This is a genomic window from Kitasatospora sp. NPDC088783, from assembly GCF_044750705.1.
Classification (GTDB): domain Bacteria; phylum Actinomycetota; class Actinomycetes; order Streptomycetales; family Streptomycetaceae; genus Kitasatospora; species Kitasatospora fiedleri.
On the sequence record NZ_JBIVKJ010000009.1, the window covers coordinates 94,895 to 107,152 of the forward strand.

Annotated in this window: 8 protein-coding genes and 1 pseudogene; 5 read left to right on the forward strand and 4 right to left on the reverse strand. The window is 74.4% G+C overall.

Translation table 11 applies throughout. The annotated features are described in order from the left end of the window. The first annotated feature begins 99 nt into the window (after nucleotides 1-99). The 4 genes and pseudogenes from ACIP60_RS24585 to ACIP60_RS24600 form a co-directional block, all read left to right on the forward strand. Complete coding sequence (locus ACIP60_RS24585) at nucleotides 100-1,905, forward strand: phosphotransferase (protein ID WP_400687781.1); 1,806 nt, start codon at nucleotides 100-102, stop codon at nucleotides 1,903-1,905. Beyond that, complete coding sequence (locus tag ACIP60_RS24590) at nucleotides 1,902-2,570, forward strand: PolC-type DNA polymerase III (RefSeq protein WP_400687783.1); 669 nt, start codon at nucleotides 1,902-1,904, stop codon at nucleotides 2,568-2,570. Before ACIP60_RS24585 ends, ACIP60_RS24590 begins: the two co-directional genes overlap by 4 nt. Nucleotides 2,571-2,646: 76 nt before the next feature. Beyond that, entirely contained in the window at nucleotides 2,647-4,953 is a 2,307-nt protein-coding gene (fxlM, locus tag ACIP60_RS24595; protein WP_400687785.1) for a methyltransferase, FxLD system, read from the forward strand. A gap of 34 nt (nucleotides 4,954-4,987) precedes the next feature. Beyond that, nucleotides 4,988-5,173 (forward strand): annotated as a pseudogene (locus ACIP60_RS24600) (SAM-dependent methyltransferase); the annotation flags it as partial. A gap of 468 nt (nucleotides 5,174-5,641) precedes the next feature. Here ACIP60_RS24600 and ACIP60_RS24605 read toward each other — a convergent pair. The 3 genes from ACIP60_RS24605 to ACIP60_RS24615 form a co-directional block, all read right to left on the reverse strand. After that, a complete protein-coding gene (locus ACIP60_RS24605; protein WP_400687787.1) occupies nucleotides 5,642-5,875 on the reverse strand; it encodes a hypothetical protein in 234 nt (77 codons plus the stop codon). A gap of 998 nt (nucleotides 5,876-6,873) precedes the next feature. Beyond that, a complete protein-coding gene (locus ACIP60_RS24610) occupies nucleotides 6,874-8,691 on the reverse strand; it encodes a hypothetical protein (protein ID WP_400687789.1) in 1,818 nt (605 codons plus the stop codon). Nucleotides 8,692-8,694: 3 nt separating this feature from the next. After that, entirely contained in the window at nucleotides 8,695-9,111 is a 417-nt protein-coding gene (locus ACIP60_RS24615) for a hypothetical protein (RefSeq protein ID WP_400687791.1), read from the reverse strand. 424 nt (nucleotides 9,112-9,535) lie between these two features. Here ACIP60_RS24615 and ACIP60_RS24620 point away from each other — a divergent pair, with 424 nt between their 5' ends. Further along, the gene (locus ACIP60_RS24620) at nucleotides 9,536-10,273 is read left to right on the forward strand and encodes a hypothetical protein (protein WP_400687793.1); all 738 of its coding nucleotides are present in this window, start codon (nucleotides 9,536-9,538) and stop codon (nucleotides 10,271-10,273) included. A gap of 131 nt (nucleotides 10,274-10,404) precedes the next feature. On the opposite strand, the gene ACIP60_RS24625 is transcribed toward ACIP60_RS24620, so the two are convergent. Beyond that, complete coding sequence (locus ACIP60_RS24625) at nucleotides 10,405-12,198, reverse strand: hypothetical protein (RefSeq protein WP_400687795.1); 1,794 nt, start codon at nucleotides 12,196-12,198, stop codon at nucleotides 10,405-10,407. Nucleotides 12,199-12,258 lie beyond the last annotated feature (60 nt).

Consider the following 12,258-nt stretch of genomic DNA (forward strand, 5'->3'; position numbering starts at 1 on the left):
TCACCGGGACCACGCAGACCGCACCGCGCACCACTCGGCCAGCCCGAGTACGACCTCGAACGTCCAGAAGCACCACCACCGCCCCAGGAGGACCGCCCCATGCAACGCCCCGAGCTTTCCGTCCCCGCCGCCGGTACGGCGGTGCGCACCGGCGGCTGCCTGTGCGGGGCGCTCCGGTTCACCGTGGCAGGCGAACCGGTGGACCCCCACGTCTGCGGGTGCGCCCACTGCGCCCGCCGCTCCGGCAGCCCGTTCCAGTGGTGGACCGCCTTCCCACTGGCGGGCCTGTCCTGGACCGGCGAGCACGGCGAACCCGCCTGGTACGACACCCACCCCGGCCGGGCCCGGCGCGGCTTCTGCTCCCGTTGCGGCAGCCACGTCGCCGCCCTCGACCACGGCGACCCGGCCGAGGTCGGCATCCTCGTCACCGCCCTCGACGACCACCGCGGCGCCCCTGCCCTCGTCCCCCTCAACCCGAACCGCCTGAACGAGGCCGCACCCTGGCTCGCCCCCGCGCAGGCCCGCCACCAGGTCCCCGTGGACGTCCACCTGCTTCTACGCCGCGACGGCCCCGCCGGCCCCGAGGTCCTGCTGTCCAGGCGCGCCGGAGCCGTCTACGCCACAGGACTCCTCCACGCCCCCTCCGGACATGTCGACGGGCCCCACGAGGACGCCGTGCAGGCCCTGATCCGCGAGACGGGCGAGGAGACCGGCATCGCCGTCGACCCGGCCGACATCGTGCACGCAGTCACCGTCCACCACCGCTCTCCCGGCGGCCCGGCCAGAATCGGCCTGGTGTTCGAGGTGCGGCGCTGGCACGGCGAGCCGGCCATCATGGAACCCGAACTGTGCGACGCCATGGACTGGTACCCGTTGGCCGACTTGCCGGCGGGGATGGTGGCCTACTGCCGGGCCGCCCTGGACGCCTACCGCGACGGCCACCGCTTCGCCGTCCACTTCCAGCAGCCGGACGACACAGTCGCGTTCGACCCGGCGGCCGACCGGCTGCGCACCCTGCCCTCCACCGGCACGGACGGTCCCTGTCCGGCGGTGCGGGAGTTCGCCGAGCGGGCCGTGGGCCGCATCGCCTCCTGGACAGACGTCTCCTGGGCCCGGCCGGGCAGCCGGGTGTGGCGGGCCACCGGTGCCGGGGGCGGCCAGTGGTACGTGAAGGTGCACCGGGGCGCGCGCTTCCACGCACGGGAGGTCGAGGCGTACCGCAGCTGGGTGCCGGGTCTCGGGGCGGCCGCGCCGCGCCTGGTGGCCGCCGACGCGGACCTGCCCGCGATCGTCGTCACCGCGCTGCCCGGCACCTCCCTGCACGGCGCCGTCCACACCTCCGAGCGGCAGTGCGAGATCTTCCGCCGGATCGGGACGCTCGCCGCCGCAATCCACCAGCCCGCCGTCGGGCCCGACGACACCCTGCCGGTCGCGCTGGCCAAGCTGGAGCGGCACCTGGCCGCCGCCCGCACCCGCCTTGCGCCCGGTGACGCGGACTTCGTCCGGGCGCTGGTGGCCCGCGCCGAACTGCTGCCGCGGCCCGAGACGGTGCGTACCCACGGGGACCTGCAGCTGCGGAACCTGCTGCTCGACCGGTCGGGCGAGCTGTACGTGATCGACTTCGAGCGCGCCCAGGTGGGCCCGGCAGTCCGCGACCTCGTCCGCCTGGCCGACCTCTGGGCGGGGCGCCCAGACCTGCGGAAGGCGCTGGCCGACGGCTACGGCCGCCCCTTCACGGCCGCAGAACTCGAGTACCTGACGGTGCTGGAGGCCCTGGACGCGGTGTCCGGCATCCAGTACGGCGCCACCGTCGACGATCCCGAGCTCCTCGAGCGCGGCCTGCGCACCCTCACCCGGCTCCGCGCCACGGCCGAGGCAGCGAACCCGCGGGGGGACACGGCGTGACGGGGCTGCTTCGCGATCCTTCCCTCGCCGCCCTGACGTTGGTGGTCATCGACTTCGAAGGGCTCACCCCCGCCGGGCGTCCGGCGGAGCCGACCGAGATCGCCGCGCTCGCGCTGCGCCCCGAGCGCGGGCGCCTGGTGGAGGTCGGCCGGTTCGAGTCCCTGATCCGGCCGCCCGCCGACGTCCCGGTCACCGCCCGAGACGTCGTGCAGACCGGTATCACCGCAGCGATGCTCGCCGGCGCGGACCCGGCCGCCGCCGTCATGGCCCGGCTGGACGCGCACCTGAGCGCACCGCCGTACCGGCTGATCGCCCACCACGCCCCCACCGAGGCCGGGATGATCGCCCGTCAGGCCGAGCACTGCCCCCGGCTGGCCGCCGTACCGCTGCTCGATACGGTCCGCCTCGCCAGGGCGCTGCTGCCCGGCCTCGGCTCCTACCGCCTGGACCACCTCCTGGCGCACTACGCGATCGCCCGCCCGGCCGACCGGCACCGCGCGATGCCCGACGTCACCGCCACTGCTCGGCTCCTTGAACTCCTACTCAACGAGGGGTGCGCCGCCGGCCGGTGGCGCACCCTGCTCGACTTGGACGCGGCCGCCGGGCTGCCGCCCAAGCACCCCGCTCCCCACCGCCCCGGGCCGCAGCAGCACGCCCTGTTCTAGCCACCCGACCCGTCCCTCTCCCGCTCGGAACCGCCGTCTGTCCGCCACCGAGCACGCACCCGACGTGAGGACCCACGTGACCGCACCCACTCTCACCGCCGAACACTGGAACCGGAGCTACACCGACGGCGCCGCCTTCAGCCCGCTGCGCCCGCAGGAGGTCGCCGCGCTCGCCGAGCACGCACCCGCCCCCGCCGGCGGCGGCCGGGCCCTGGACGTGGGCTGCGGCCTGGGCGACCTCGCCGCCCACCTGGCTTCGGAAGGCTGGACGGTGGACGCCGTCGACCTGTCCGGGGCCGCTCTGGAACGCGCCCGCGCCGCCCACCCCGAGGCCGCGGTGCGGTGGCTGGAGGCGGACGTCGAGGACGCCGACCTCCAGCAACTCCTGGGCGATGCGCCCTACCACGTGGTCACGCTGCGCCTGTCCGTGGCGTTCCTCGCCGACCGGACCGCCACCCTGCACCGGCTCGGCCGGCTGCTGGCCCCCGGCGGCACCCTGCTGATCACCACCCCGCTCGCCGCCGCCACCCCCGCCCAGCGCAGGAACACCGCCCTCGACGAGGACGAGATCGCCGCCCTGACCTCCGGCTGGAGCGACGTGCTGCGCCTGGACGCCGGCGGCCTCGGCGTGCTGGTGCTGCGCGGCCCCTGCCGCGACACCGCCGCCACCGAGCGCAGCGCCCCGGCCACCGGCAACGTCGCGGTCGCCGGCGCGCTGGCCGTCGTCACCGACGACCGCGGCCGGGTCCTGCTCGGCTGGTCGACCCGGGGCATGTGGGAGCTGCCTGGCGGGAAGATCGACGTGGAGCCCGCGGCGGACGGCGGGGCGCGGGCCGAGAGCCTGGAGCAGGCCGCGGTGCGCGAACTCGCCGAGGAGACCGGGCTGCGGGCCGGCGGCGCGGCGGTCGTCACCGTCCTGGTCGACCACGCCCAACGGGTGCCGAGGATTACCGCCGCAGTTCGCGGCTGCGACGTCACCGGCACCCCGGCGGTGCGGGAGCCGGACAAGTTCGTGCGCTGGGAGTGGTTCGACCTCGACGCCCTGGACTGCCTGGGACCGGTGTTCGCGCCCGCCGCGCAGGCCCTGAACGCGATCTGGCCCGGCACGGTGGGCCGCCTACCGGCGGTCTCATCCTACCCGCACGACGCCCCGGCCCCGGCCGTGCCTGGCGACAGCCCGGAGGCCGCCAGGCGCCGCACCGCGATGGCCGCCCAGGTCGCCGCCGCCAACCCGCACCTGCCCGCCGAGGTCCTGGCCGCGCTGCGCACCGTCGAGCGGCACCGGTTCCTGCCCGAGGCCGGCCTGGCCGCCGCCTACGCCCCGGCCCGCGCGTACGTCACCCGCCGCGGCGCGCACGGGCAGGCGACCAGCTCCGTCTCGGCGGCCGACATGCAGGCCCTGATGCTCGCCCAGGCCGCCGTCACCCCCGGCGCGCGCGTGCTGGAGATCGGCAGCGGCGGCTGCAACGCCGCCTACCTCGCCCACCTCGCCGGACCGACCGGCCACGTCGTCACCGTCGACCTCGACCCGCACATCGTGCACCGCACCCGCCGCGCCCTCGCCGAGACCGGCACCACGAACGTCACCACCCTCCTGGGCGACGGCAACCACGGGGCGCCCGCCCACCTGGTGCCGCCCGGCGGTTTCGACGCGATCGTCGTCACCCACGCCGCCCGCGACATCGCCCCCGCCTGGCACGGGCAACTCGCCGACGGCGGCCGCCTGGTCCTGCCGCTCGACCTCCACACCTTCACCTGGTCCCTCGCCCTGCAACGCCACGGCGACCGGCTGGCCAGCACCGGCCCGTGGATCAGCTGCGGCTTCGTCCCCGACACCACCGCCGGCCCGATCCCGCACACCCGCCTCGCCGACGACGTGCTGCTGTGGCACGCCGACGGCCCCGTCCCCGACACCGACGGCCTCGCGCAGGCCCTGCACGGCCCCGGCCACGAACGGCGCACCGGCGTCCAGGCCGAGCTCGGCGAGCCGTACGACTCGCTGCACCTGCACCTGCTGACCACCCTGCACGGGCACGGCGGGTGCACCCTGCTCCAGGACCAGAACACCTCGGGCCTGACCCGGCTGCCCGCCGGCCACACCACCCCGGCCCTCACCGCGAACGGCTCACTCGCCTACCTGCTCCCCGAACCCACCCGGGACGGAGTCGAGTTCACCGTCCACGCCCTCGGTGAGCACGCTCCCGCGCTGGCCGAACGGATGGCCACCGCCATCCGCCACTGGGACCGCCACCTGCGCGATGGCGGCTACCCCCGCCTCACCGTCCACCCCGCCCACACCCCCACCCCGCCGACCGGCACTCCTTTCGTCCGCAAGCGCGACGTCCTGCTTACCGTCGGCTGGCCGGCCACCGCCGAGAGCTGAACGGCTTGAGCACCCGCTCCGCCTCCAAGCCGAGTACCGCAAATCCGGCATCGAGGCCCAGGTCCGCACCCGCGAACAAGTCCACGCCCTCTTCGACGGCTGGGACCTCCTGCCACCCGGCCTGGTCACCACCCCCCGCTGGTGCCCCGACCCGGACGCCGGTCAACCGCCGACCGACGCCCAGGCGTCCTGCTACGCCGGAGTCGCCGTACGCCCCTGAACCACCCGTACTTCCAGCATGGCAGGACCGCGGGCCCGAAATGACAAGCCCGACCGGGAGATCCTGGCGTCCTCAGGCAGAGGGCCGCACGGCCCGGCTCGGCCGTGGCCGGGAAGGCCGAGCCGCCGCGAAACCGTACCGGCGGCTGCGGCGGCGCGCGCGAGCACCGCCCCCGGGCCACGCCGCCCCGGCACCGGACCCACCGACCGGGCGCGCGGTCCCTGCCGGGCGATTCGGGGGTTCGGCCAAAACGGGTGACAGCGAGGGCGCCCACGGCTATGGTCTGCGCACGACCTGCTGATCGTGGTGTACCCGGCAGGTTCCGCACGATCCCCGCCTCCGGTGACCCACACTCGCCGCACGGGGCGGTGCGGCCGGTGAAGCAGCACCCGGCCGGTGCCGGCCCCGGGGCGTCCAGCCCCTCCTGCCCTGGACGCCCCGGGGCCGGTCCACGTCTTACCGCAGCGATCACCGCCGCGGGCGGCGCCCGGTACCCGCGGTGGGCCGCACCCGCCGCCCTTGGAGCGGGTCGCGCCGCTCGCCCGTGAGGATGCCGTGCACGACGGCGGCGACCTCCACGGCCCCGCCGTCGACGATCGGCGCGTACACCGGGATCACCGGGGTGCCGGGCCGGTTGACCGTCAGTTCCCAGGTGCCGCGCGTGCGCAGGCCGACCGTGATGCCCGGCGGGGCATCGGGCATCCGGCCGGAAGAGGGGAGCACCGCGTTCGCACCGCTACCCGGGCTGTCGACGGCGGCGGCCCGTGGGAGCCGAGCGGCGCGCGGAGCGGGCGAGCAGCAGCGCCGCCTGCTCGCCCGTCCGCTGCGCTGTCGCCTCCGCCCGGTGGCCGCCCGCCACCTACGCGACCGCGAGGCTGGCCAGCTGTTCGAGGGCGCCCGCCTGGATGCGGCGCTCGTCCGGGTCCAGCGCGCACGCCAGCGATGGCGGCCTCGGCTGCGGCGATGGCCGCGAACAGTGTCGTGTGCATCGCGAACGCCTGGTGGAGAGCGGAGTGTTCGTCGGATGCGGGGGACGTGGTGGACGTACTGGACACGGTCCCTTCGGATGCGAAAGAGACATGACTGTCCGTCAGAAGACCAGCTTAGGGCGGGGAGTCGAGGCTGGTGTCCACACCTGGTCAACGGCATGGGGTTGATGCGGCGTTCGCCGGGCGGCCGGGGCGCGCCGTGTTCCGGGCGGGGCCGGGCGCTGGGTGTTCACCGCCCCCAGATCCGGCAGTCGGGCCGGTGCAGGGTCGTCAGCATCACTGTCCCTCCCAGCGCCACCCGGCGGGTCGTCGTGGTCATGCAGCACTGCGGCACCTGAGCGTCCGCCGCCGCAGCGGTCGCAGGTTCAAGGCGGTGCTCCACGCCGAGCCGGTGGGACTCGATGCGGCGCGGTGGAAGAACGCGTGGCGTGGTGCCTGACTGCCGGGCGCGTGTGCGGCGCAGGCTTCTGCGGGTGGCCATCGCCCCAGGATGCCGGGGACGGTTGCGAGCGCCGCCCTGACACGCCGGTCCGGACGGCGGCCCCGGCGGGAGCGACTGCGCAGGCGTCCACCGGGTGCCGGCCCTGTCGGACGCCGACTCGTCTTGGGCAGAGGCGGGCGGCATCGAAGATGCCGGTGGCCACGCGTGCTCGTGCTGCATCCGAAGCGCAGGAGCAGGATGCCGTTCGCGCTCGAAGCCGCGCTCTGGGATCAGGTCGCACCTTCCGGCGCGGGCACGATCCGCAGTCCCGCGCTGCGGGCCCGGGCGGGGCCGGGCGGTTGCGGGGGAGGGGCGTCGACGGGCTCGTAGGGCTCCCACAGTTCCGGGTCGGCGTGGCCGCGGTGCCGGTTCGGGGCGCCGGTGAGGGCGACGATCCGGTGCCAGGGGATGTATACGGTTCGGTGCCGGCCCCCTGGGTTGAAGCCGAGGCCATCGGCGGTGGCGGACTCCAGGGTGCCAAACAGGCTGGCCCACGATCCGGCCTCCTCCGCAGTGCCGCACAGCACGTCGACGCACAGGGTGCTCCCGCGCAGCCACGAGGTCAGCTTGCCCAGCTGCTCGACTTCCTCGGGGCTGTCCGGCACCCAGCAGTAGTACCCGCCGGTCAGGCTGTCCGCGAGCTGGTAGAGCCGCTCTTCGAACCCGGCCAGGCGCAGGCCGGACCCGGCGTGGCGGGCGCGGCGCTGTTCGGCGACGGCCCGGCAGACGACGGGCGGCTCGTCGGCGCCGTCCCCGGGGAGCAGCGGGAAGGCGGCGCGCAGCAGTTCGAGGGCTGCGCCCAAGTCGGCGGACGTGCCGGTGACCTGGGCGCCGGCTGTGAACCGCGGCTGGTAGGGGGAGGGCTGGGCGGCCTGTTCCTTTTCCAGCTTGGCGACCACGTGGGTGGGGGCCGCGATGACGGCGGCGAACGAGGGGCCCGGTTTGTCGCCGTCGCTCCAGGAAGCGCCGTTGTTGTACTCGCGGTAGCCGTACGGGACCAGCGGGCCGACGACCGGAGCGGCTGCGAGGTAGGCGATCGGCGTGTCGCGGGCGCAGGTCAGCGGCCAGTCGTACACCAGGAGCAGCCGGGTCGTGGCGTCGGCGGCCTCGGCTTCGAAGTCCTCCTCGAGGCGGGCGCACATCGCGGCGACCGCGTCGGGCCACCACAGCGCGAACTCCCCATTCGCCCAGGCCGCGGGGTCCTTGTAGTCGCCGCCGCCGGTGCGCGGCGGCGGCAGTCGGGTGACGTCCACGACCCGCGCACCGGCCAGTTCCTCGCCGGCCGCAGCCAAGACCAGGTCGGCGGCCCTGCGTGCGGAGCGGCCGCGCGAGCGGGCCGCCAGCCATACCCCGCACACCAGTGCTCTGACGTCAAGTTCCGGCGGCGGTCCGTAAAGCCGCTTGTGGGCGCGGGAGATGGCGCCGACGGCCGCGCTGACCTGGTCCAGCTCCCGGCGCTGTGGGGATCCGGTCGAGCGGCGCACCGCGTCACGGGCCGCGTTGTACGCCTCGACTTCGGGGCAGTCGGCGGCGTAGGCGTCCAGGAACCCCTGGTGGTCGTGGGCGAGCTGGCGCCAGGCGCCGGCGAGGGTCTCGGCGTCCGCGGTGAGCGCGGCATCCCTGCGTGCCAGCTCCAGCAGCAGCTCGAGCTGTTCGTCGTCTGCGGGGTCGTGGCGGGCCGCGGCGCGGGCGTAGCCGAGCCAGGTCCTGGGGGCGCGGTCCGCCAGCGCTTGGTCGAGCCGTTCGCGGCGACGGGCGGCGAGCGCGCTCGCGCGCCACAGCGCGTCGGGCCCGGACGGCAGGACGATGGCACAGTTCTTGCAGACCCGCTCGAAGACCTCGAACAGGCGGTGAGTGGCGGCTTGGTCGGCCGGCTTGGAATGCCGGCAGGCACCGTGGTGGTAACGGCTCAAGTCCGACGGCGGAACGTGGAACTTGGCGTTTCCACGGCCGCCGATCAGAGCGATGCGGATCTCGGCGAGGGCCGGCAGCGCGATGTCCAGGTTCGCGAAGCCGCGCGGGGAGATCTCCGGGAGGGAACGCTCCACCCCTCAGCCCTCCACCAGCATCTGGGCGCGCGGAAAGGCCCCTGGCCGGGTCGACAGCGACGCCGTCCACCTCTCGGCGAGGAACGTGGGCACCTGCTCCTCACCCGCCAGGCCCCGCAAGCCGCGGGGAAGAGCGTGGGCGAGGCCGTTACGGGCGGTGTCCGCCAACTCCCTCCGCTTCTGGCACGACCGACGCCGCAGGCCGTCGACTGCTGCGGCCGGGCGACGGCATGCCTGCCCCGCCAGCCCGCGTTGCACCCGATCGGAGAGGGCGGCTCCCAGCGGTGGAAGGTCGACGGTTGCCTCCTTCACAATCGCCGTGGCGTCTGCGCAGGTTTCGGCGCCGGGACGCAGCATGCGAGCGTCGTACACGAGCCGGGCGAGCTGCGGCAGATCGTCGAGCACGGGAGAAGCGGTCACCTCCGCAGCCTAGCGGCGCGGGACGCCCGCCTGAGCCGTCCCTGAGCAGCTGGTATGAGCGGAGCGCTCGACCTGCGGTCACACCGCTCGAGCACCACGATCGTGCCTGCCCCGCGGGCACCCTGGGCCCGCCCCTTTCTGCCTTCTGCGCAGGCCCCTACAACGCCAAGGCGGGCCGCCCTCGCCGCCCGGCTCTCTCGCGGCTCCGCCTGGAGAAGCACCGCCGAGCTGCCCGCCACAACCTTGATGTGATGTGAGTCACAATTCATTCGATCCCGGGATCGGACGGCACGGTCCGCCGACCGGCATGCTGCCAGAAGGCTCGTAGCACATTCCGGCCGCCAGCGGTCTGTCCATCGGAACGATGGGACAGTCCCCTGGGGCGGCACACTGTCTTCACGCCCAACTCACCGGAGGAATAAGCATGTTCAACATGCCCTCGTCCCTGTCGGCCGTGGTGCCCACGTTCGTGTCGGGCGCAGGCTCGCGCACCATCAGCCCGGTCGGCGGCCGCTACGGCGCGGCACCAGACTCTTCGACACTGTCGAGGACCCGGGCGCACGGGGGCCCGGCCGGGTCGGCCGCCACCGCGAACCTCGCCCTCCTCGGCGCGCTGGTCGGCCTGTTCGGCGAGCTGCACCCCCTGTTCGACCAGTGGGCACAAACCTCACGCGATGCCTCCTGTAAGGGCATGTACGGGCGGCACCGGGTCTACAGCGACGGCACTCCCGTAGGGCAGGACGCAGGTCACCGCGCTGACGAGCCGACCATGACCGCCAGCACGCTCGGCCGTCTCAGCGCCGCCCGCCATGTCGCCACCTACACCGCAGGGCAGGTGGGTGCAACGGTCGTGGTGGCGCGGATCTTGGGCTGCCGCCTTCCCGCGAAGGCCCTGCTGGCCGGTGCGGCGATCAACGCGGTGACCCATGTGGTCATCGACCGGCGCGAACCGCTGCTCTGGCTTGCCCGGAAAGCGGGCCAGGCCGGATACGTCGAGCGTTGCGCCGCGGCCCGTGTCAGTGAAGACGGAAGCGTCCGGAGGGAGTTGTCGGGGCCCGGGAGCGCGCTGATGGAGCTGGACCAGTCGCTGCACCGGGCGATCGGCGTCGCTGCGGCGGTCGTCACCACGTGCATCGCAACGCGACGGGCTTGCCGCGGGTAGGTACCCGCCGAATGCTTCTGGCGGCGCCCGCCCGGCCGACTCCAGCAAGGTTCACCGCTGTGCCGACCGGAGGCAGCCCGGCATCGACGAACCCAGTGCGCACCACGCGTAGCGGGGTTTCGGATGTGCCGCTACCACCTTCCCGCGCGGGGTGCCTCAGGCATCGGATGGTCGGTACGCCGTTGCAGGGCCTGAAGGTCCAATTCAGCCGCCGCGGCCTCGGCCCGGACCTGCAGTTCGGTCCAGGCTGCGGGCGGTTCCGGTTCGACGACCTGCTCGCCGTCCCAGACCGGTCCGGGTGTGTGCAGCGCCTGGAGCTGGGCGGCCAGGTCCCGTTCCTGTTCGCCGGTGGCCCGCACCAACTCCCGGGCCCCGACCCCTTCGGCACGTACGGCCGTGATGAGCCGGCGGCCGAGCAGATGCGCCAGCCGCACCTCCCACCAGCGGCAGTCCTGGTGAGGCTGACTGAACGGGGCCCGGGCCAGGTCCAGGGACGACAGCGCGCCGTGCTCGACCACCAGGGCCAGCAGGTCGTGGTGAACGGCTGTCAGCCGCGGCAGCTTGCGTGCCCGCGCGGCGACGGGAACCTCCGCGGCACCGGCCTGTCGGCGCAGCAGGGCGTGCATGCCGGCCAGGCAGGCCGCCTGGTGACGCGCGCACCACCATCCCGGGCGGTCGGGGCGGTCCGCGAGCTCCAGCAGCCCCGAGCAGATAGTGCAGAGGGAGAGGGTCAGCGGTTCGACGCCACTGTCGATCGAGCCTTCGTACGGGTCGGCGGGCCACCACTGCTGCTGGAGCGCCTGCTGGTCGCCGCACAGCACGCAGCCGTCGGCGTGCCGGGGCTCGTCGGGCAGGGTACGGCGCAGGTCGCGAACCGCTCCCCACGGCCATACAGGTCCCGAGCCCTGGAAATGCAGGTCGTCGGTGCAGCCGAGGGCCAGGCACTGCTCGCACAGTCCGATGGGTGAGCAGGCCAGCGGGGTGCCGCGTTGGGCGACCCGCTGGGCGGGCACGTCGCGCCGGCACCAGGAGCATGCCGTCAGCGGCTGTTCGGCCGGGGCCCGGTAGGGGGCGGTGGTGGCGATGGTGACGGTCAGGTCCCGTTCCTCGGCGAACAGCGGCTCGCCTGGCAGGTGGTCTGCGGGTCGGAACAGCCGGACGAGCTTGCTGTGGCCGGCGAGGCGGAGCCGGGTGAGGTGGTGTCCGTAGCCTGTCATGTCCCATCCGCGCAGGCGCTGGCCGCGGTCACGGGCCTCGTCGCGCAGGCGGCGTTCTGCCTTGCGCTGTTCGGCCGGGTCGGCCAGGCGCGGGCGGAGGTCCACGGCGAGGTCGACGTGCAGCAGGGAGGTGACGTTCGAGTCGGCGTAGGGGCCGGCCGCTCGGATCGACTTGACCCACCACAGCGTGGCGTCGGGGTCGCGGTTGACCTCTTCGGCGGCCTTGAGGACCTTGGCGACCAGCGCGTCGGCCTTCTTGCGGGTGGAGGGCTTGCGGCCGGAGGCGTGTGCGAGCGAGCGCCCCGCCGGTGTGAGCGTCCAGGTCCGCCAGTCGTGGTATTCGCAGCCGTCGGTACGGCAGTCGTGGCAGTACCGCTGCTCCTCCAGGTCCTCTGGCGCGGTCAGGTAGCCGCTGTCCACCACTGCGGCGAGCAGCGCCAGGCACTGGTTGCGGTCGAGGTGTACGGCGCGCTGGGCGTCCTTCAGGTGCAGGCCGAATGGGTCGGCGCGTTTGAGCAGGTCGCGGATCTCGCGGGTGGTGTGTCCCAGCAGCGGCGCGTCGAGGTCCACGATCCGCTCGCCCTCCCGTCCGCCGTCGCCGCCCAGCACTAACAGGGCGGGGCCGCGGTCGTCGTCCTCGCGGGGGTAGCGGGCGGCGAGGTCCGCGAGCATGCTCGTGATCCCCCCGAAGTCGTCGGTGCTCCCCATGATCGTTCCTTTCGGCGCCGTGCTCGGCGGGTGCGGGGCTCGGCTGGCCCGCACCGTTGT

Excerpts from the sequence above, each read along its gene's own strand:
- ACIP60_RS24585 (WP_400687781.1), top strand. The coding sequence starts at position 100 with ATGCAACGCCCCGAGCTTTCCGTCCCCGCCGCCGGTACGGCGGTGCGC.
- ACIP60_RS24605 (WP_400687787.1), bottom strand. The coding sequence starts at position 5,875 with ATGCCCGATGCCCCGCCGGGCATCACGGTCGGCCTGCGCACGCGCGGC.
- ACIP60_RS24620 (WP_400687793.1), top strand. The coding sequence starts at position 9,536 with ATGTTCAACATGCCCTCGTCCCTGTCGGCCGTGGTGCCCACGTTCGTG.
- ACIP60_RS24625 (WP_400687795.1), bottom strand. The coding sequence starts at position 12,198 with ATGGGGAGCACCGACGACTTCGGGGGGATCACGAGCATGCTCGCGGAC.